The organism is Pseudomonas sp. PS01303 (genome assembly GCF_029959385.1).
Lineage (GTDB): Bacteria > Pseudomonadota > Gammaproteobacteria > Pseudomonadales > Pseudomonadaceae > Aquipseudomonas > Aquipseudomonas rustica.
Window position 1 is genome coordinate 22,331 of the sequence record NZ_JASCPK010000038.1, and the last position, 19,596, is coordinate 41,926.

The 19,596-nt window shown below is 59.3% G+C and carries 17 protein-coding genes; 4 read left to right on the forward strand and 13 right to left on the reverse strand.

Annotation, left to right across the window (positions count from 1 at the left end):
• Positions 1-87: 87 nt before the first annotated feature.
• From QMX93_RS13375 to QMX93_RS13385, 3 genes are all read right to left on the reverse strand, one after another.
• Positions 88-1,041, reverse strand: a complete 954-nt coding sequence (locus tag QMX93_RS13375) for an adenosine deaminase (protein WP_282356486.1) — start codon at positions 1,039-1,041, stop codon at positions 88-90.
• An 80-nt stretch (positions 1,042-1,121) separates the two neighbouring features.
• Positions 1,122-2,087, reverse strand: a complete 966-nt coding sequence (locus QMX93_RS13380; protein WP_282356487.1) for a 2-oxoglutarate and iron-dependent oxygenase domain-containing protein — start codon at positions 2,085-2,087, stop codon at positions 1,122-1,124.
• A gap of 148 nt (positions 2,088-2,235) precedes the next feature.
• A complete protein-coding gene (locus QMX93_RS13385; RefSeq protein WP_282356488.1) occupies positions 2,236-3,309 on the reverse strand; it encodes a BMP family ABC transporter substrate-binding protein in 1,074 nt (357 codons plus the stop codon).
• Between the two features lie 287 nt (positions 3,310-3,596).
• On the opposite strand from QMX93_RS13385, the gene QMX93_RS13390 reads away from it, so the two are divergent.
• Complete coding sequence (locus QMX93_RS13390) at positions 3,597-4,688, forward strand: calcium:proton antiporter (RefSeq protein WP_008082140.1); 1,092 nt, start codon at positions 3,597-3,599, stop codon at positions 4,686-4,688.
• Between the two features lie 130 nt (positions 4,689-4,818).
• On the opposite strand, the gene QMX93_RS13395 is transcribed toward QMX93_RS13390, so the two are convergent.
• From QMX93_RS13395 to QMX93_RS13405, 3 genes are all read right to left on the reverse strand, one after another.
• A complete protein-coding gene (locus QMX93_RS13395; RefSeq protein ID WP_008088663.1) occupies positions 4,819-6,177 on the reverse strand; it encodes an 8-oxoguanine deaminase in 1,359 nt (452 codons plus the stop codon).
• Between the two features lie 278 nt (positions 6,178-6,455).
• Entirely contained in the window at positions 6,456-7,139 is a 684-nt protein-coding gene (locus QMX93_RS13400; protein ID WP_150709029.1) for an SDR family oxidoreductase, read from the reverse strand.
• A gap of 25 nt (positions 7,140-7,164) precedes the next feature.
• Positions 7,165-7,515: a MerR family transcriptional regulator gene (locus QMX93_RS13405; protein ID WP_008088665.1), complete on the reverse strand. Its 351-nt coding sequence runs from the start codon at positions 7,513-7,515 to the stop codon at positions 7,165-7,167.
• An 83-nt stretch (positions 7,516-7,598) separates the two neighbouring features.
• Between QMX93_RS13405 and QMX93_RS13410 the strand changes: the two genes are divergently transcribed.
• A complete protein-coding gene (locus QMX93_RS13410) occupies positions 7,599-8,033 on the forward strand; it encodes a hypothetical protein (RefSeq protein WP_282356492.1) in 435 nt (144 codons plus the stop codon).
• Between the two features lie 40 nt (positions 8,034-8,073).
• Here QMX93_RS13410 and QMX93_RS13415 read toward each other — a convergent pair whose 3' ends face one another.
• The 7 genes from QMX93_RS13415 to QMX93_RS13445 all read right to left on the reverse strand — a co-directional run bounded on the left by QMX93_RS13415 (position 8,074) and on the right by QMX93_RS13445 (position 16,078).
• On the reverse strand, positions 8,074-9,000 hold the full coding sequence (locus tag QMX93_RS13415; RefSeq protein WP_008088667.1) for an ABC transporter permease: 927 nt from the start codon (positions 8,998-9,000) through the stop codon (positions 8,074-8,076).
• Positions 9,000-10,106, reverse strand: coding sequence for an ABC transporter permease (locus tag QMX93_RS13420; protein ID WP_212551557.1), 1,107 nt, complete (start codon positions 10,104-10,106; stop codon positions 9,000-9,002). The genes QMX93_RS13415 and QMX93_RS13420 overlap by 1 nt, the downstream gene beginning before the upstream one ends.
• A gap of 13 nt (positions 10,107-10,119) precedes the next feature.
• The gene (locus QMX93_RS13425; RefSeq protein ID WP_282356497.1) at positions 10,120-11,667 is read right to left on the reverse strand and encodes an ABC transporter ATP-binding protein; all 1,548 of its coding nucleotides are present in this window, start codon (positions 11,665-11,667) and stop codon (positions 10,120-10,122) included.
• 630 nt (positions 11,668-12,297) lie between these two features.
• Positions 12,298-12,879: a YigZ family protein gene (locus QMX93_RS13430; protein WP_282356499.1), complete on the reverse strand. Its 582-nt coding sequence runs from the start codon at positions 12,877-12,879 to the stop codon at positions 12,298-12,300.
• A gap of 7 nt (positions 12,880-12,886) precedes the next feature.
• Positions 12,887-13,537: a TetR/AcrR family transcriptional regulator gene (locus QMX93_RS13435; protein WP_008088675.1), complete on the reverse strand. Its 651-nt coding sequence runs from the start codon at positions 13,535-13,537 to the stop codon at positions 12,887-12,889.
• An 88-nt stretch (positions 13,538-13,625) separates the two neighbouring features.
• Complete coding sequence (locus QMX93_RS13440; protein WP_053116961.1) at positions 13,626-15,014, reverse strand: nucleobase:cation symporter-2 family protein; 1,389 nt, start codon at positions 15,012-15,014, stop codon at positions 13,626-13,628.
• Positions 15,015-15,157: 143 nt separating this feature from the next.
• Positions 15,158-16,078: a LysR family transcriptional regulator gene (locus tag QMX93_RS13445; RefSeq protein WP_053116962.1), complete on the reverse strand. Its 921-nt coding sequence runs from the start codon at positions 16,076-16,078 to the stop codon at positions 15,158-15,160.
• A 138-nt stretch (positions 16,079-16,216) separates the two neighbouring features.
• Here QMX93_RS13445 and QMX93_RS13450 point away from each other — a divergent pair, with 138 nt between their 5' ends.
• Together QMX93_RS13450 and QMX93_RS13455 are read left to right on the forward strand one after the other, a co-directional pair.
• Positions 16,217-17,566 (forward strand): aspartate aminotransferase family protein, encoded by a 1,350-nt coding sequence (locus QMX93_RS13450; protein WP_282356500.1) that lies wholly within the window; start codon positions 16,217-16,219, stop codon positions 17,564-17,566.
• A gap of 76 nt (positions 17,567-17,642) precedes the next feature.
• Positions 17,643-19,136 (forward strand): CoA-acylating methylmalonate-semialdehyde dehydrogenase, encoded by a 1,494-nt coding sequence (locus tag QMX93_RS13455; RefSeq protein ID WP_282356501.1) that lies wholly within the window; start codon positions 17,643-17,645, stop codon positions 19,134-19,136.
• Positions 19,137-19,596: the final 460 nt, after the last annotated feature.

The window sequence follows — 19,596 nt, forward strand, 5'->3', positions numbered from 1 at the left end:
GCGATTGCGTTCTGTCAGCTACACATCTGTGTCTGACACTCCGCCATCGCGAGCAGGCTCACTCCTACAAGGGTCATGCGCTGCTGCTTACTGTTTTACCAGGCGCGCATCCAGGCTGTTCTGCGCCAAACGCTTGGCCTGATCCTGGGTCATGCCCAAATGCTCATGCAGCGCGTAGAAGTTCTCGGTCACATAACCACCGAAATACGCCGGGTCATCGGAGTTCACCGTGACCTTCACGCCACGCTCGAGCATGTCGAGAATGTTGTGCTGCGACATGTGATCAAACACGCAAAGCTTGGTGTTCGACAACGGGCACACGGTCAGCGGGATTTGCTCGTCGATGATCCGCTGCATCAGGCGCTCGTCTTCGATGGCGCGTACGCCATGGTCGATGCGCTGGATTTTCAGCAGATCGATGGCTTCCCAGATGTACTCTGGTGGGCCTTCTTCGCCAGCGTGGGCAACGGTCAGGAAGCCTTCGTGACGGGCACGATCGAACACGCGCTGAAACTTGCTCGGCGGGTGGCCCATCTCGGAACTGTCGAGGCCGACAGCGACAAACGCATCACGGAACGGCAGCGCCTGATCAAGAGTTTTCTCGGCTTCTTCTTCGCTCAAGTGACGCAGGAAGCTGAGGATCAGACCGCTGGTGATGCCCAGTTGCTGCTCGCCATCCTTCAATGCGGCGGCGATGCCGTTGAGCACCACTTCAAACGGGATGCCCCGGTCGGTGTGGGTCTGCGGGTCGAAGAACGGTTCGGTGTGAATCACGTTCTGCGCCTTGCTGCGCAAGAGGTACGCCCAGGTCAGGTCGTAGAAATCCTGCGAAGTGCGCAGTACATCAGCGCCCTGGTAATACAGGTCGAGGAATTCTTGCAGGTTGTTGAAGGCGTAAGCCTTGCGCAGGGTTTCCACGTCGTTCCACGGCAGGGCGATCTTGTTGCGCTCGGCCAGGGCGAACAGCAGCTCGGGCTCCAGCGAGCCTTCCAGGTGCAGGTGCAGTTCAGCCTTGGGCAAGGCGTTGAGCCAGTCGTACATATTCTTTTCTCATCAGGTGCAATGACGGCATTCTACAGATGCTCGCCGAAACAATTGGCAAAACCTGACCAAGCGATCCATCAAACGGCTTCCTGCTCGCGGCGATAAGCGTAGGTATCGGCGAAGCGTGACAGCAGGAATTCGGCGCAAGTGGTCGTCGGATATTTCGCCGGATGCTGTGCGTCCTGACAACCGGGCAGGCATTCGATGCGTGTGTCCGGGTGCGGCTCGGCGAAGAACGGCATCGAGTAACGGTCAACGCCGAGCGGGCTGATCACCCGGTGCGGGGTCGAGCGATAACGATCATTGCTCCAGCGCGCCATCATGTCGCCGAGATTGACCACGAACGTGCCGTCAATCGGTGGCGCGTCGATCCATTCGCCTTTGACGTTTTTCACTTGCAAGCCACCGGCGCTGTCCTGATAGAGCAGGGTGATGCAGCCGTAATCGGTGTGCGCACCGGCGCCTTGCTGCTCGGCGGAGCTTGCGGTGTGGCGCGGTGGGTAGTGGATCATGCGCAGCACGCTGACCGGATCAATGAAGCGGCGGTCGAAAAAGTCGCGTTCGATGTTCAGCGCGATAGTCATAGCGCGCAGCAGGGTTTGCGCGAGGGCTTGCATGTCGAGGTAATGCTGCTCCATCAGCGCTTCCCAACCCGGTTGTGATGGATGGCGGTTAGGGCCGCGCAATGGTTTTTCGGCGAGCACGTCGGGATGCTCGGCCGGCAAGTGCAGGCCCATGTCGAAGGTTTCTTTGAGGTCGCTTGGTTTGCTCGGGTCGAGTTGTTCGGTGGCGATGGCGCCGTAACCGCGATGGTGGCGGGTCTGGGTGATGTCGATCTTGAGTTTTTCTGCGGTAGGCAGGGCGAAGAAACGCTGAGTCTGATCAAGCACCGTGTCGATGCGCTGCGCTGAAATCGGATGGCCCTTGATGTAGAAAAAGCCCCATTCGCGGCAGGCCAGGTCGATCTGCTCGGCCACCGCAGGCCAGGCGTTTTCGTCGTCGGAATAGAGCGGGCTGATGTCGATGATCGGAAGCTGATCCATACACAATCCTTGAAAAGTACGGGAGATCGTTCCCACGCTCCGCATGGGAATGCCTCAATGGACGCTCTGCGTCCGCTTTTGGCAGGGACGCGGAGCGTCTCGGGCGGCATTCCCACGCAGAGCGTGGGAACGATCTAGGTCAGGTGGGTTACTTCGGCATCTCGGCCTTCATGCCTTCAACGTAGTAGTTCATCGACGCCAGTTCCGCATTCGTCGCACTCACGCCCGCTGGGATTTTCTCGACCCCGGCCTGATCCTTGATCGGCCCGGTAAACGGCTGCAACGCACCGCTCTTGATGTCGGCAATGATCTGCTCGGCCTCGGCTTTCACCGGTGCCGGCACCAGATCGCTGATCGGCAGTTCAATCGTGCCTTCCTTCAACCCGCCCCAGTAATCCTGGGATTTCCAGGTGTGGTCGATCACGCTTTGCGTCGCCTGAATATAGTGCGGCGCCCAGTCGTTGACGATCGAGGTCAGCACCGCTTTCGGGCCGAAGTGCGCCATGTCCGAGGCATAACCCACCGCGTAAACGCCACGACGTTCGGCGGCTTGAATCGGCGCAGGGCTGTCGGTGTGCTGGAACACCACATCGACGCCCTGATCGATCAGCGCGTTGGCCGCGTCGGCCTCTTTGCCCGGATCGAACCACGAGTTGACCCACACCACTTTGATCTCGGTGCCCGGGTTGTATTTGTTCAGCGCCAGTTGAATCGAGTTGATGTCGCGGATCACTTCGGGGATCGGAAACGAAGCGACGTAACCGATTTTTTTGGTCTTGGTCATCTTCGCCGCGAGGAAGCCGCCGACGTAGCGACCTTCATAGGTGCGCGCCAAATAGGTGCCGAGGTTCTTGTCCTGTTTGTAGCCGGTGGCGTGTTCGAAGGTCACCTTGGGAAACTGCTTGGCGACTTTCAGCGTCGGGTTCATGTAGCCGAACGAGGTGGTGAAGATCAGATCGTATTTGTCCTTGGCCATGTTGCGGATCACCCGCTCGGCGTCGGCGCCTTCGGCGACGTTTTCCACGTAGTTGGTGGTGATCTGATTGCCGAATTTCTCCGCGAGTGCCTTGCGCCCCTGCTCATGCTGATACGTCCAGCCGTGGTCACCGATCGGGCCGATGTAGACGAAACCGACCTTGAGCGGATCGGCAGCGCTGGCGCTCAGACTGATCCCCAGACCGAGGGCGGCGCACAGCAGTTTGTGCAGCGGACGTATTTGCATGAATTCGAACTCCATTTTGTTGTGTGTGGTCAGGGCCAATGCAAATTGCTGACCAACAGGACAACAAACTTTCCGAAACCGCGTAACGGCCATCGCGAGCAGGCTCACTCCTACATTTGGAATGCGTTCCCCTGTAGGAGTGAGCCTGCTCGCGATAGCGCCCTCAAGGCCAATAAAAGTGCACCGGGCAAAGTACCGCTATCAGTTGGTGCGCTAATGTGTAACGAAACGTTAGCGCCGCTCCGCAGTCAGTAGCTCATTCGCACTCTTCGGTAAAAGGCCCGTCCATGCTCACCATCCTCAAGCAAGAAAGTTTTCTGCTACTGGCCGTCATCGCCGCGTGCGTCGCCTATCCGTTGGAACACTGGATGCTGCACAGCGGCCAGATCGTCGCGCTGACTGCCGGCCTGGTACTGATCGCCTTCATCGTCGCCGCCTCGATGCGCGTCGCCCATCACGCCGAATTGCTCGCGGAAAAGGTCGGCGACCCTTACGGCACGATGATCCTCACGCTCGCGGCCGTGCTGGTCGAAGTGGTGATTCTGGCGATCATGATGAGCAACGAAGCGTCGCCCACGTTGGTGCGCGACACGATCTATTCCGCCGTGATGCTCGACATCAACGGCATCCTCGGCCTCGCCGCGCTGATGGGCGGGATCAAACACGGCGAACAGTCCTACAACGACGATTCCGCGCGCAGCTACAGCGTGATGATCCTTACCGCCATGGGCGTGTCGATGGTGGTGCCGGAGTTTATTCCCGAGGCCAACTGGAAGATTTATTCGGCGTTCACCATCGGTGCGATGGTGGTGCTGTATGCGCTGTTTCTGCGCATGCAGGTCGGCCCGCACAGTTACTTTTTCAGTTACAGCTACCCGGACAAACGCCGCAAGAAAGAACCACAGGACGCGCAGGTGAAAGCACCGAGCATCGGCCTGTCGATCGGCATTCTGGTGTTTGGCATTGTGGTGATCGGCGCGTTGGCCGAGGTGATGTCGAAGACCCTCGATCTGGGCCTGGAAGGCACGGGCGCGCCGCCGGTGATCACGGCGATTCTGGTGGCGGCCATTTCTGCGGCACCGGAGATTTTGACCGCGTTGCGCGCAGCATTGGCCAACCGCATGCAGTCGGTGGTGAACATTGCGATGGGCGCGTCACTGTCGACGGTGATTCTGACGGTGCCGGTGATGGAGGCGATGGCGCTGTATACCGGCCAGCCGTTTCAGATGGCGATGACGCCGGTGCAGACGGTGATGATTTTTCTGACGTTGATCGTTAGTGCGATCAACCTCAATGACGGCGAAACCAATGCCATCGAAGGCATGACGCACTTTGTGCTGTTTGCGACGTTCATTATGTTGTCCCTGCTCGGCCTCTAGCGCCGGATGATCGTTCCCACGCTCCGCGTGGGAATGCCGCCATGGACGCTCTGCGTCCGCTGCTGGGACGCGGAGCGTCCCGAGATGCATTCCCACGCAGAGCGTGGGAACGATCATATGGGGAGGGGGATCAGGTACCGGCGATCAGTTGGCGGGCCGCCTGGCTGTGATCGGCGATCAGGCCTTTGAGGTCAAGGCCCTCAACCTGGCCATCGACCACGCGCCACTTGCCACCAATCATCACCCGATCCGCACGATCCGCGCCGCACAACAGCAGCGCCGAAATCGGATCATGGCTGCCGGAGAAGCGCAGCTCATCAAGCTTGAACAACGCCAGATCCGCCTGCTTGCCCACGGCAATCTCACCAATATCGGTACGGCCCAGCAAGCTCGCCGAACCCTTGGTCGCCCAGCCCAGCACGCGTTCCGGGGTGATCTTCTCGGCGCCGTAACGCAGACGCTGGATGTACAACGCCTGACGCGCTTCGAGAATCATGTTCGAGGCATCGTTAGACGCCGAACCATCGACGCCCAGACCAAACAGTGCACCGGCGTCAGTCAGATCGATACTCGGGCAGATGCCGGAGGCCAGACGCATGTTCGAACTCGGGCAATGGCAAATGCCGGTGCCCGCCTGACCGAGGCGAGCGATTTCGTCCGGGTTGAAGTGGATGCCGTGGGCCAGCCAGGTGCGCGGGCCGAGCCAGCCGACGCTGTCGAGATAATCGACGGTGCGCAGGCCGAAACGCTGCAGGCAGAAATCTTCTTCATCGAGGGTTTCGGCCAAGTGCGTGTGCAGACGCACGTCGAGCTTGTTCGCCAGCTCGGCGCTGGCCGACATGATTTCCGGGGTCACCGAGAACGGCGAGCACGGTGCCAGCGCGATCTGGATCTGCGCGCCATCGCCGCGTTCGTGGTACTCGTGAATCAGGCGCTGACTGTCGTCGAGAATCACCTGACCTTCCTGCACGGTCTGCTGCGGCGGCAGGCCACCGTCCTTCTCGCCGAGGCTCATCGAACCACGAGTGAGCATGGCGCGCATGCCCAGTTCACGCACGGTTTCGACTTGCACGTCGATGGCGTTTTCCAGACCGTCCGGGAACAGGTAGTGATGGTCGGCAGCGGTGGTGCAGCCGGACAGCAGCAGCTCGGCCAACGCGACTTTGGTGGCGAGCGCGAGTTTCTCAGGTGTCAGACGCGCCCACACCGGGTACAGGGTTTTCAGCCACGGGAACAACGGCTGATTGACCACCGGCGCCCAGGCGCGAGTCAGGGTTTGATAGAAGTGATGGTGAGTGTTGATCAGGCCAGGCAGGATCACATGCTCGCGGGCATCGAACACTTCATTGCACGGCGCCGACGGCTGTTGGCCGGCAGCCAGCACTTCGACGATGACACCGTCTTGCACGACAAGACCGCCACGGGCATCGAGCTCGTTGGAGGTGAAAATAGCGAGGGGATTTTTTAACCAGGTACGGGTCGCGGGCATGTTGCCGGCTCCTCTGAAAATTGGGTTCAGGGTTGCCAGCTCAGTGATGCCCTGTCTGCTGATCCAGGGTCGCCGCGGGGACGAGGTGCGCAGTTTCAAACAAATTGTTGCATCGAGCAAGCCCAACCCGACCACTCACCAGACCACACCGCAGTCCTTGTAGGAGCCGAGCTTGCTCGCGAAGAGGCCGTGTCAGGCAAAGGTGCAGTGGCTGACAGGACGCTTTCGCGAGCAAGCTCGGCTCCTACAGGTGTTGCCGGGAATTCATAAACCGGTTTTTACCAGGGAATGGTTTCGCCCTTGTAATTGATGAAGTGATGCCCGCCCTTGCCGGTGTACGCATTCACCTGATCAACCAGCCCACGGGTGCTGGTTTCCACATCCAGGTCAGCCCCTTCACCGCCCATATCGGTCTTCACCCAACCCGGATGCAGCGACAACACGGTCATCTTCTGCTCGCCCAATTGCGTGATAAAACTGTTGGTCATCGAATTCAGCGCAGCCTTGCTCGCTTTGTACAACGCCAGCTCCGGCGCGTCCGGCACCGTCACGCTGCCGAGCCCGGAACTCATGAACGCCAGCACGCCGCTGCCGTCACGAATCTGCCCGACAAAACGCTGGGCCAGATTGATCGGTGCCACGGCGTTGGTGAAGAACAGCTGACCGACTTCGGCCAATGTCGCGCCGCCCGGGGTCTGATCGGCCGGGCCTTTGACCCCAGCGTTGACGAACAGTAGGTCGAAGGTTTCGCCCTTGAGCTGTTGGCTCAGGGCGATCACCGCTTGCTGATCGTCCATGTCGAGCTTCTCGATCCGCACCTTGCCTAATGCTTGAAGCGCATCGGCATTGGCAGGATTGCGCACGGTGGCGGTGACTTGCCAGCCATCAGCCAGCAGGGTTTTCACCAGACCGAGGCCAAGGCCCCGGGAGGCGCCGATGATCAGTGCGTTTTTTGCAGACATGAGGGGCTTCCTTGATGAATGAGGATCATGGATTCAATGGACAGGCCTGACCGAGCCGAAGTTGCAGCTCTTGCCGCAGTACGTCGAGTTCGCTCATGCGCGTTTCGATCAGTTGCAGTTTGTCGCGCAGAAGTTGCGCCACGGCGTTGTCTGGATCGGGCGCGTTCCACAACGCCGCGACACTGTCACCGATCTCGCCGAGGGTAAATCCCAGGCGCTGCGCGGTTTTGATGTACAGCACCAGTTGCACCATCTCCGGCGGATAGTCGCGGTAACCATTGGCACTGCGCTGCGCCGCAATCAACCCGCGCTGCTCGTAGAAACGCAGAGTGTCACGGCTGACGGCGCTGGCCAGGGCTAATTCACCGATGCGCATGGCGACTCTCAAAAGGGCTATTGACCCTGGAGCATACTCCAGGCTTTACCGTGCTTGCTCCCTGAATTTCTGGAGCATGGATGATGTGGACTTCAACGCAGTATCGCCACGTGGTGCGCGGCAGTGCCTGGTATGACTTGATCGTCACTGCAGCGTTTGCCACGCCGTGGAGTTTTGCGCTTGTGCATGGGTTGTTGAGTGCGCTGAATTTGCCCGGCGAATTGCCGGCGTTTCAGCCTGTGCACATGTTGATGGCGAATCTGTTGGGTTCGGTGGTGTGTGTTTGGGCGGTGCTGCGGATTCGTGATCCGCAGGCGCTTTATGGACGGTATGACGCGGTGGCCAGATTTTTGTTTGCGGCTTGGCAGGGGTATGCCTTGTTGCATGGCGCCAGTTCGATTCTGATTGTTTTCCTGGTCTTCGAACTGGCGTGGGGCATTTCCCAAGTGTTGCCTGTTGAACAGCCATCGCGAGCAGGCTCACTCCTACAAGGGAATTGTGAACCCGATCCAATGTAGGAGTGAGCCTGCTCGCGATAGGGCCAACAAGGTCACCGCATCAATGCCCCGCCTGCCAAGGCTGCCCCAACGAAACCGGCGCATACAACCGCGTACGCACCGCATCCCGCGACAACAGCACCAACACCAAAATCGTCGCCACATACGGCAGCATCGCCAGCAAACTCGACGGAATCGCCAGCCCCAACCCCTGCGCCACCAAATGCAGGATGCTGGCGAGCCCAAACAAATACGCCCCCAGCAACAACCGCCACACCCGCCAACTGGCAAACACCACCAGCGCCAACGCAATCCAGCCACGCCCGGCGGTCATGTTCTCCGCCCACATCGGCGTATACGCCAGCGACAAATAAGCCCCGGCCAACCCGGCCATCGCCCCGCCAAACAGCACCGCCAAGGTACGCACGGTCAACACCGGCAAGCCCATCGCACTGGCCGCATCCGGGTTCTCACCCACGGCTTGAATAATCAACCCGACACGACTTTTGATGATCACCCACGCCACCAGCGCAAACAGCGCGAACGACAGATACACCAGCAGATCCTGCGCAAACAGCATTCGCCCGATCAGCGGAATTTCACTCAGATAAGGAATCGCCAACGGCTCAAAACCGGCCAGTGGTTTCCCGACCCAGGCCGCGCCGACAAAGGTCGACAGCCCGACACCAAAAATCGTCAGGGCCAAGCCGGTCGCCACCTGATTGGCATTGAACACCAGCGCCACCAGCGCAAACAGTGACGACAACAACATCCCGGCCAACATCGCCAACAACACGCCCAGCCACAGGTTGCCGCTGTTCAGCGCGACGATAAAACCGATCACCGCGCCAAACAGCATCATCCCTTCCTGCCCAAGATTGAGCACACCGCTCTTCTCGCAGATCAGCTCACCCAACGCCACTAGCAACAGCGGTGTGCCGCAACGCACCATGGCGTAGAAAATATTGCTCAACAGATCGATATCCATCACAGCGCTCCGGCGGTTACGGCGGTGGTCGACGTGCGCTTCACCCAGCGCAGATTCAGGCGTGGCCGATAGAGGATCAGCACGTCACAGGCGAGCAGGAAAAACAGCATCATTCCCTGAAACAATTGAGTGATCGCCTGCGGTAGATTCATCGTCATTTGCGCGCTCTCGCCACCGATGTACAGCAGCGCCATCAACAGACTGGAAAACAGAATCCCGATTGGATTCAGTCGGCCAAGAAACGCCACGGTAATCGCCGCATAGCCGTAACCCGGCGACACCTGCGGCACCAATTGACCTATCGGCCCGGTGACTTCGCAGACACCGGCAAGCCCGGCCAAACCGCCGCTGATCAACAGCGCGAGCCAGATCAAACGCTTCTCGCGAAAGCCGACAAACCCCGCCGCACGCTTGTCCAGCCCAAGCACTTTGATCTGAAACCCGACAAAACTTTTCTGCAACAACACCCACACCGCGACCAGTGCGAGCAGGGCGAAATACACCCCGGCGTGCACGCGGCCATCCTCCATCAACAACGGCAAACGGCTGGCGTCGCCGAACATCGCCGACTCGGGAAAGTTGAATCCGGCCGGATCCTTCAGCGGCCCGTGCACGCAGAACAGCAGCAGATTCAGCGCGATGTAATTGAGCATGATGCTGGTGAGAATTTCGTTGGCGTTGAAGCGTGTGCGCAACCACGCCGTCAGCCCGGCCCACGCCGCGCCGGCGAGGGTGCCGGTGAGCAGAATCAACACCAGCGCCCAACGGCTCTGCATGTCGATAATGTTTACCGCCAACGCACTGCCGGCGAGTGCGCCGAGGAGCAATTGACCTTCGGCGCCGATGTTCCAGATCCGCGCCTGATACGCCACGGCCAAGCCCAGTGCGCAGAGCAGAATCGGCAGCGCCTTGACCAGCAATTCAGAGACGCCATACAAATCGCTGACCGGTGAAATCAGCAGCGTATGCAAGGTTTGCAACGGGTCGTGACCGAGGGCGATAAACAGCAGCGAGCCGCAACCGAGCGTCAGCGCCGCCGCCAGTAACGGCGAGCACCACAGCATCAGGCGCGATTGCTGGCCACGGGGTTCGAGGGAAAGCAGCATGAGTAAAACTCCGTTAAACCGTGGCGGCAGAAGGTGGGTTGTCGAACTGGCCGGCCATCCAGCCGCCGACGTCGCTGAGTTGCGTATCGGTGGTGTTGTGCAGCGCCGACAGGCGTCCGCCACACAAGGCGCCGAGGCGGTCGCTGATCTGGAACAGTTCGTCGAGGTCTTCAGAAATCACCAGAATCGCCGCGCCGGCATCGCGCAACGCGATCAGTGCACGGTGGATGGTCGCGGCGGCGCCGACGTCGACGCCCCAGGTCGGGTGCGCAGCGATCAGCAGTTTCGGTTGCTGAAGGATTTCGCGGCCGAGGATGAATTTCTGCAGGTTGCCGCCGGACAGGCTGCGCGCAGCGGTTTGCGTGTCCGGGGTTTTCACGCCGAAGCGCTGAATGATTTGCTGGGCGAGGGCTTCGACTTTGCCGCGTTCGATCAAACCGTGGCTGACCAAGCCTTGTTGGAACGCGGTGAGCAGAGCGTTATCGGCCAGACTCAATTCCGGCACCGCGCCGTGACCGAGACGCTCGGCGGGGACGAACGCCAGGCCCAATTTGCGTCGCGCGTCCGGGCGCAGATCGGCGACGTGTTGCTCGGCGAATCGAATAGTCGCAGCTTGCGCCCGAGGCAAGGTTTGTTCGCCACTGAGCAAGGCGAGCAACTCATCCTGGCCATTCCCCGCAACTCCGGCGATGCCGACGATTTCACCGCTGCGCACCTGCACATCAATGTCAGTCAGCGAGCAACCAAACGGATCCGGGTTGTGCCAACTCAAGCCCTTCACCTGCAAAAACGCCGCGCCACCGCTGACTTTCGGATAGTCGCCAATCAACGCCGCCGCTTCGCCAACCATCAACTGCGCCAATTGCTGATCGGAACATTCGGCTGGTACGCAATGCCCGGCAACGCGCCCGCCGCGCAGAACCGTCGCGCTATGACACAGCGCGCGAACTTCGCCGAGCTTGTGGCTGATAAACAGAATGCTGCAGCCCTCGGCGGCGAGACGGCGCAGGGTGATGAACAACTCGTCGGCCTCCTGCGGGGTCAGCACCGAGGTCGGTTCGTCGAGAATCAGCAGACGAATGTCCTGCATCAGGCAACGGATAATTTCCACCCGTTGCCGCTCGCCGATCGACAGGCTGTGGACAAGTCGCTCCGGCTCCAGCGCCATGCCATAACGGCGCGACACTTCGCGAATTTTCGGTTCCAGTTGTTTCGGCGTGCCAGCCTTGGCGCCCATCGCCAGCGCGATGTTCTGCGCGACGCTGAGGGTTTCGAACAGCGAGAAGTGCTGGAACACCATGCCGATGCCCAACTGCCGTGCCTGCGCCGGATTGCGAATGTTGACGCGTTGGCCTTGCCAGAGCATTTCCCCGGCGTCGGCCTGGGTGACGCCGTAGATAATTTTCATCAAGGTACTTTTGCCCGCACCGTTTTCACCGAGCAGGGCGTGGATTTCACCGGGCGCGATGCTCAGGTCGATGGCATCGTTAGCCAGACAACCGGGATAACGTTTGCTGATGTGGCGCAGTTGCAGGCGCGGGAGGGGAGGCGCGATTGGCATGGCAGGCTCGACTTGCTTGAAGTTGTGCCTGTGGATAAAGCAATTTCCTGGCCATTGAGTCAGGAACCCGAGTGGGCTGCGGGTGGCAGCGCTCGGCGCAGAGCATTGCGGTGAAAATCGGTGGGATTTGCAGCACCAAATCGGAGCAAAGGTGTTGATCGGGCTCCAGTTTTGCCCGGCCGCAACTGATCAAAAAACGAGCAAACCCGTGGGAGCTAGGCAGAACCTGCGACTGCGGCGGTCATGAACGGGTTATCCACAGGTTGCTCCACAGTTATTGTGCGCAAGCCGAAATGTCGGGCATAAGCACTGTGGTGCTTTCTTCTAATGGTGCTAAACGTGGCTAACCGATTGTTTCTGCTTGAAAATTACATTTCGTCGGGCAAATTGAACGAAAAGTAAACAAACCGCGCAAAGCCACGTGACAGAAGGGTTACAGAGTTATGTGCTCAGGTTATCCACAGTCGGGTGCACAGCAGATGTGGGCAAGTTTGCGGGATATGAAATTTCGAGGTCGCCCCAAAAGATCGCAGCCTTCGGCAACTCCTACATAAAAACGCCGTGACACAAAATTAACGACAACCAAAGATCTGTAGGAGCTGCGGAACGCTGCGATCTTTTGACCTTGCTTCACCGCTGCAACAAAATCCGCCCCCTACTCAAATCCGCCAATTGTCCCTGCAACACCGAAATCTGCGCCTCACCCACCGCCAACTTCAACTCAACCCCATTCGCCGTAAAATTCTCTTCCACCACCAACCCACCCAAATCCGCCACGCGCAACTTCACTAACGCCAACTCGGCAAACCCGCAAGCGCAACTCAACGCCACCCGACTGATCAACTCAACCTTCGCCGCCGTCTGCAAACACTTGTTCGCACCACCGCCATAGGCCCTGGCCAAACCACCAGTGCCGAGTTGAATGCCGCCGTACCAACGAATCACCAGTACCGCGACCTGGTCGCAATCCTGCGCTTCTATCGCCGCCAGAATCGGTCGCCCGGCGGTGCCGCCCGGTTCGCCATCGTCATTGCTGCGATATTGATCGCCGAGTTTCCACGCCCAGCAATTGTGCGAAGCATTGAAATCGCTGTGCTGTTCAAAGAACGCCTGCGCATCAGCAGGGCTGCCGATCGGCGTGGCGAAGGTGATAAAGCGGCTTTTGCGAATCTCTTCGCGGTACTCGCAAAAACCGCTGAGGGTGAAAGGCATAAACGTCTTATAGAGAAGGAGTGAGGCCGCAGCCTTTGAGAATGATGCGGATCAGGTTGTTGCCGGCGTCTTCCATGTCCTGCTTGGTCAGCTTGCTGCGACCACTGACGCGACAGATCTGCGTGGCAAAGTCAGCGTAATGCTGAGTGCTGCCCCACAACAGAAAGATCAGGTGCACCGGATCAACCGCGTCCATTTTGCCGGCATCGATCCACGCCTGAAACACTGCCGCACGGCCGGTGAACCAGGCGCGGTAATCCTGATTGAAATATTCGGTCAGGCATTCGCCGCCGCTGATCACTTCCATCGCAAAGATCCGCGAGGCTTGCGGCTGGCGACGGGAAAATTCCATCTTGGCGCGGATGTAGCGGGTCAGCGCCTCGGCCGGATCGTCCTCGGCGGTGAGCGTGTTGAAGGTGCTGTCCCACAGCTCGATGATGTTGCTCAGCACCGCCACGTACAAACCGAGTTTGTTGGTGAAGTAGTAATGCAGGTTCGCCTTGGGCAACCCGGCATTCTGGGCGATGGTGTTCATGCTGGTGCCTTTGTACCCATGACGGGCGAACTCGTCTTCGGCGGCTTTGAGGATGGTCTCTTCGTTTTTCTGACGAATGCGGCTGGCGGGTTTGCCGCCGTGGGCTGGGACTTCAAAGGTCATAGGCACTTCCGGGTTTGTCTGTGGGTGCAACCAGTTGCGTTGATAGCGCACCCACAGGCATCCGACAAGTCTTTGCGCGATAAAACCGTTACGCCTGTTCGATCTTGTTCAGCGGCGCGTGGGTTTCAGTGGCTTCGGTTTTCGACTCCGGCAGCAACAGGCACAGGATGATGGCGGTCAGGCCACCGCTGGTGATCGCCGAGTCGAACAGGTTTTGCACCAGTTTCGGCAGCAGGTGCAGCAGGTTCGGTTGCGCGGCGATGCCCAGACCAACGCCGAACGAAGTGGCGATGATCAACATGCTGCGCCGATCCAGCGACGACTGCGCGAGGATGCGCACGCCGGCCGCGGCCACCGCGCCGAACATCACCAGAGTCGCGCCGCCGAGTACCGGTTTCGGAATCTGTTGCAGGACCGCGCCGATCATCGGAAACAAGCCGAGACAAAACAGGATCGCGCCGATGTACAGCCCGACGTAGCGGCTGGCGACGCCGGTCAACTGGATCACGCCGTTGTTCTGCGCAAACGTGGTATTGGGGAAAGCGCTGAAGGTCGCGGCGATCATGCAGCTGACGCCATCGCCGAGTACGCCACCGCGCAGGCGGCTTATATAAGAAGGGCCACTGATTGGCTGGCGGGCGAGCATGCAATTGGCAGTGAGGTCGCCGACGGTTTCGATGGTGCTGATCAGATAAATCAGCGCGACCGGCAGGAAAGCCGTCCAGTCGAAGCTGAATCCGAACTTGAACGGGGTAGGAAAACTCACCAGCGGCAAGTCAGGCAATGGCTGCGGTACCAGTTTCCCACTGAACCACGCGGCCAGACTGCCGAGCACCAGACCAATGATGATCGCCGACAAGCGCACCCACGGCGTGTTCGAGCGGTTGAGCAGAATGATCGTCAGCAGCACGAACACGCCCAACGCCAGATTGCCCGGCGCACCAAAGTCCGGCGCGTTGAAGCCACCGCCCAGGTCAGTGATGCCGACTTTGATCAGACTGATGCCGATCAGGGTGATAACGATCCCGGTCACCAGCGGCGTTACGACTCGACGCAATTGCCCGATGAAACGGCTGAGGACGATCTGCACGATCGCGCCGAAGAAACACACACCGAAGATCATCGCCAGAATGTCTTCCGGGCTGCCGCCACGTTGCTTGACCAGAAAACCCGCCGACAGCACCGCACCGAGAAAGGCGAAACTGGTGCCTTGCAGACAGATCATCCCGGCGCCAATGCCGAACGGCCGCCGCGCCTGAATAAAGGTGCCGACGCCCGAAACCATCAACGCCATGCTGATCAAGTACGGCAAATACGCCGTCAGCCCGAGCGCCGAACCAATCACCAGCGGCGGAGTGATGATGCCGACGAAACTGGCAAGCACGTGTTGCAGCGCGGCAAGGGTGGCGGCGAGTGGTTTGGGGCGGTCGTTGAGGCCGTAGATCAAGTCGCTGGACGGTGCGGAATCTGGCTGCATGGCTTAAGGCTTCTTATCAAAGGAACGAAGTAATTCCCCCTCTGCAAAAACCTGTCCACTTGCTCAACTTATTTTCTCTGTAGGAGCTGCCGAAGGCTGCGATCCCTTGATCTTGCTGTACCTAACCAACGTCGCGCGCATTATCAACGCGTCGCCGCCAGACTCTCCAAAAAGCTCTCCAGCACCAAATGAGGGCGCCGCCCCTTGCGCGTGACCGATGCCAGACTCAAATCGTAAAACCGCGTCCCTGCTTTCAAAGCACGCAAACGCCCCTGCTGCACCCAAAGGCTGGCGTAATGATCCGGCAAATACCCAATGTAACGCCCGGTCAAAATCAAAAACGCCATGCCCTCACGGTCAGAAGCACTGGCCGTGCAATTGAGCGCCTGGTAATGCGCCTGAATATCCGCCGGCAAACGAAACGTCGGCGCAATCGCGTCCTGACTGTTCAAGCGTTCGTCATCCAGTTGCTTGTCATCAACATAAAACAGCGGATGCCCCACCGCGCAATAAAGCAGCGAACGCTCGCTGTACAGCGGCTGATATTCCAGTCCCGACAACGCACTGGCCTGCGGCACCACGCCGACATGCAGGCGCCCATCGAGCACACCTTGCTCGACTTCGTTCGGCGCAATCATGCGAATCTGGATCTGCACATCCGGCCCGCGTTCCTTCAACTGCGCGAGGGCGTGGGTGATGCGCATGTGGGGCAGGGTGACGAGGTTGTCGGTCAGGCCAATGATCAGCTCACCGCGCAAATGCTGGTGCAGGCCGTTGACCTCGGTGCGGAAACTTTCCAGCGCACTTAATAGCTGCAACGCCGATTGATAGACCTCGCGTCCTTCCTCTGTCAGCGAAAATCCGGCGCGACCACGCTGACACAAACGCAAACCGAGGCGCTGTTCCAGATCGCTCATCTGCTGACTGATCGCCGAGCGACCGATGCCGAGCACAGTCTCCGCCGCCGAGAAGCCACCGCACTCCACCACGCTGCGAAAAATCCGCAGCAGGCGAATATCAAAATCACTGACCTGGGCCAGCGGATCGGGGCGGCGGCTGCTCATCTTATTGTTCTCATTGTTTAGTGGAGTTCTAACTGAAGGTTAGAAGAGTTGGATTTCACCGACTTTATCGCCGTGGCAATTTAGCTGCAACAACGCTTTTTATCTCCCTGACGCTTATGCCCTGCGAGGTTTTGCCCGATGAACATGCCTGAAAACGCTCAGTCGCCACTGGCCAGCCAATTGAAGCTGGACGCGCACTGGATGCCGTACACCGCCAACCGTAACTTCCAGCGCGATCCGCGTTTGATCGTTGGCGCCGAAGGCAGCTGGCTGATCGACGACAAGGGCCGCCGGGTATACGACTCGCTGTCCGGTCTGTGGACATGCGGCGCCGGCCACACCCGCAAGGAAATTCAGGAAGCAGTCTCCAAGCAGTTGGGCACCCTCGATTACTCGCCGGGCTTCCAGTACGGTCACCCGCTGTCGTTCCAACTGGCCGAGAAAATCACCGAGCTGACCCCGGGCAACCTTAACCACGTGTTCTTCACTGACTCGGGCTCCGAGTGCGCCGACACCGCGGTGAAAATGGTGCGTGCCTACTGGCGCCTGAAAGGTCAGGCGACCAAAACCAAAATGATCGGCCGTGCTCGTGGTTACCACGGTGTGAACATCGCCGGCACCAGCCTCGGCGGCGTCAACGGCAACCGCAAGCTGTTCGGTCAGGCGATGATGGACGTCGATCACTTGCCGCACACTTTGCTGGCAAGCAACGCGTTCTCCCGTGGCATGCCGGAGCAGGGCGGTATCGCTTTGGCCGATGAGCTGCTGAAGCTGATCGAACTGCACGATGCTTCGAACATTGCCGCCGTATTCGTTGAGCCAATGGCCGGTTCCGCTGGCGTACTGGTGCCGCCACAGGGTTACCTGAAGCGTCTGCGCGAGATCTGCGATCAACACAACATCCTGCTTGTGTTCGACGAAGTGATCACTGGTTTCGGCCGTACCGGCAACATGTTCGGTGCCGACACTTTTGGCGTCACCCCGGACCTGATGTGCATCGCCAAGCAAGTCACCAACGGCGCGATCCCGATGGGCGCGGTGATTGCCAGCTCCGAGATCTATCAGACGTTCATGAATCAGCCAACGCCGGAATACGCAGTGGAATTCCCGCACGGCTACACCTACTCGGCGCACCCGGTGGCTTGCGCCGCTGGCCTGGCAGCACTCGACCTGCTGCAAAAAGAAAACCTGGTGCATAGCGTCGCTGAAGTCGCGCCGCATTTCGAAAACGCGCTGCATGGTCTCAAAGGCTCCAAGCACGTTATCGACATCCGTAACTTCGGCCTGGCCGGTGCGATCCAGATTGCCGGTCGTGACGGCGACGCCATCGTGCGTCCGTTCGAAGCGGGCATGGCTCTGTGGAAAGCCGGGTTCTACGTACGTTTCGGCGGCGACACCCTGCAGTTCGGCCCAACCTTCAACAGCAAGCCGCAAGACCTCGATCGTCTGTTCGACGCGGTCGGCGAAGTGCTGAACAAGCTCGACTGATTTTTCCTTCTATATATACACACAAACACAGGCACCCCTTGGAGGGTGCCCGTGGACAAGAATTCAGGAGTTTTCGATGAGCGTTATCCCGCATTTGATCAATGGCGAACTGGTGACCGAGAACGGTCGCGCGGTTGATGTGTTCAACCCGTCCACCGGTCAGGCTATCCACAAGCTGCCATTGGCCACCCGCGAAACCATCCAGAAAGCCATCGATGCCGCTAAGGCTGCGTTCCCGGCCTGGCGCAACACGCCACCGGCCAAACGTGCGCAGGTGATGTTCCGCTTCAAGCAACTGCTCGAGCAGAACGAAGCGCGCATCTCGCAACTGATCAGCGAAGAACACGGCAAAACCCTCGAAGACGCTACCGGTGAACTGAAGCGCGGCATCGAGAACGTCGAGTTCGCCTGCGCCGCCCCGGAAATCCTCAAGGGCGAGTACAGCCGCAACGTCGGCCCGAACATCGACGCATGGTCGGACTTCCAGCCGCTGGGCATTGTTGCCGGCATCACTCCGTTCAACTTCCCGGCCATGGTGCCGCTGTGGATGTACCCGCTGGCGATCGTCTGCGGCAACTGCTTCATCCTCAAGCCGTCCGAGCGCGACCCGAGCTCGACACTGCTGATCGCTCAGTTGCTGCTGGAAGCCGGTTTGCCGAAAGGCGTGATGAGCGTGGTGCACGGTGACAAGACTGCCGTGGACGCGTTGATCGAAGCGCCGGAAGTCAAAGCGCTGAGCTTCGTCGGTTCGACGCCAATTGCTGAATACATCTATGCAGAAGGCACCAAGCGCGGCAAACGCGTGCAGGCACTGGGGGGCGCGAAGAACCATGCAGTGCTGATGCCGGATGCCGATCTGGATAACGCGGTCAGCGCGCTGATGGGCGCGGCGTACGGTTCGTGCGGCGAGCGTTGCATGGCGATTTCTGTTGCCGTGTGTGTTGGCGACCAGGTGGCGGATGCGCTGGTGGCGAAACTGGTGCCACAGATTCAGGCGCTGAAAATCGGTGCCGGCACTTCGTGCGGTCTGGACATGGGCCCACTGGTCACCGGTCAGGCGCGCGACAAAGTCAGCGGCTACGTTGATGACGGCGTGGCAGCGGGCGCGACCCTGGTGGTCGACGGTCGTGGTTTCAGTGTGGCCGGTCATGAAGAAGGCTTCTTCCTCGGTGGTTGCCTGTTCGACAACGTCACCCCGGAAATGCGCATCTATAAAGAAGAGATCTTCGGCCCGGTACTGTGCATCGTTCGCGTGAACAGCCTGGAAGAGGCCATGCAACTGATCAACGATCACGAATACGGCAACGGCACCTGCATCTTTACCCGTGACGGTGAAGCGGCGCGTCTATTCTGCGACGAGATCGAAGTCGGCATGGTTGGCGTCAACGTGCCGCTGCCAGTACCGGTGGCTTACCACAGCTTCGGCGGCTGGAAGCGTTCGCTGTTTGGCGACCTCCACGCTTATGGTCCGGACGGCGTGCGCTTCTACACCCGTCGCAAAGCGATCACCCAGCGCTGGCCGCAACGTGCGAGCCACGAGGCTTCGCAGTTCGCCTTCCCTAGCTTGTAAGTAGAAGGGCAGGGCAACAAAGGCCGACCCCTTGTGGTCGGCCTTCGTGTTTGCGGGCTTTTTTGACCAATGTGACAGAAATATGAAAATAGACGTTGACGGCAGATCCCAGACGTCTATAATTCGCCCCACTTCCGGCGCAGTCGAAACGGAAAACTCCTTGAGATTCAATGAGTTAAGTAGGTTTCGGCAGCAAGTGCTTCAGTTCATCGAAGCCAAAAGGAAGTTGAAAAAGAGGTGTTGACAGCAGCGTGTAACGCTGTAGAATTCGCCTCCCGCTGACGAGAGATCTGAAGCGCAAGTGGTTGAAGTTGTTGAAGAATTCTTCGAAAGCTTCTGAAAATAATCACTTGACAGCAAATGAGGCTGCTGTAGAATGCGCGCCTCGGTTGAGACGAAAGATCTTAACCAACCGCTCTTTAACAACTGAATCAAGCAATTCGTGTGGGTGCTTGTGGAG

What these genes read in the sequence shown, in the direction of transcription:
- QMX93_RS13405 (WP_008088665.1), bottom strand. Translation starts at nt 7,515, where the DNA reads ATGCGCATCGGTGAATTAGCCCTGGCCAGCGCCGTCAGCCGTGACACT.
- QMX93_RS13390 (WP_008082140.1), top strand. Translation starts at nt 3,597, where the DNA reads ATGCTCACCATCCTCAAGCAAGAAAGTTTTCTGCTACTGGCCGTCATC.
- QMX93_RS13435 (WP_008088675.1), bottom strand. Translation starts at nt 13,537, where the DNA reads ATGACCTTTGAAGTCCCAGCCCACGGCGGCAAACCCGCCAGCCGCATT.
- QMX93_RS13420 (WP_212551557.1), bottom strand. Translation starts at nt 10,106, where the DNA reads ATGCTGCTTTCCCTCGAACCCCGTGGCCAGCAATCGCGCCTGATGCTG.
- QMX93_RS13395 (WP_008088663.1), bottom strand. Translation starts at nt 6,177, where the DNA reads ATGCCCGCGACCCGTACCTGGTTAAAAAATCCCCTCGCTATTTTCACC.
- QMX93_RS13385 (WP_282356488.1), bottom strand. Translation starts at nt 3,309, where the DNA reads ATGCAAATACGTCCGCTGCACAAACTGCTGTGCGCCGCCCTCGGTCTG.
- QMX93_RS13445 (WP_053116962.1), bottom strand. Translation starts at nt 16,078, where the DNA reads ATGAGCAGCCGCCGCCCCGATCCGCTGGCCCAGGTCAGTGATTTTGAT.
- QMX93_RS13375 (WP_282356486.1), bottom strand. Translation starts at nt 1,041, where the DNA reads ATGTACGACTGGCTCAACGCCTTGCCCAAGGCTGAACTGCACCTGCAC.
- QMX93_RS13450 (WP_282356500.1), top strand. Translation starts at nt 16,217, where the DNA reads ATGAACATGCCTGAAAACGCTCAGTCGCCACTGGCCAGCCAATTGAAG.
- QMX93_RS13400 (WP_150709029.1), bottom strand. Translation starts at nt 7,139, where the DNA reads ATGTCTGCAAAAAACGCACTGATCATCGGCGCCTCCCGGGGCCTTGGC.
- QMX93_RS13410 (WP_282356492.1), top strand. Translation starts at nt 7,599, where the DNA reads ATGTGGACTTCAACGCAGTATCGCCACGTGGTGCGCGGCAGTGCCTGG.
- QMX93_RS13415 (WP_008088667.1), bottom strand. Translation starts at nt 9,000, where the DNA reads ATGGATATCGATCTGTTGAGCAATATTTTCTACGCCATGGTGCGTTGC.
- QMX93_RS13440 (WP_053116961.1), bottom strand. Translation starts at nt 15,014, where the DNA reads ATGCAGCCAGATTCCGCACCGTCCAGCGACTTGATCTACGGCCTCAAC.
- QMX93_RS13380 (WP_282356487.1), bottom strand. Translation starts at nt 2,087, where the DNA reads ATGGATCAGCTTCCGATCATCGACATCAGCCCGCTCTATTCCGACGAC.
- QMX93_RS13430 (WP_282356499.1), bottom strand. Translation starts at nt 12,879, where the DNA reads ATGCCTTTCACCCTCAGCGGTTTTTGCGAGTACCGCGAAGAGATTCGC.
- QMX93_RS13455 (WP_282356501.1), top strand. Translation starts at nt 17,643, where the DNA reads ATGAGCGTTATCCCGCATTTGATCAATGGCGAACTGGTGACCGAGAAC.
- QMX93_RS13425 (WP_282356497.1), bottom strand. Translation starts at nt 11,667, where the DNA reads ATGCCAATCGCGCCTCCCCTCCCGCGCCTGCAACTGCGCCACATCAGC.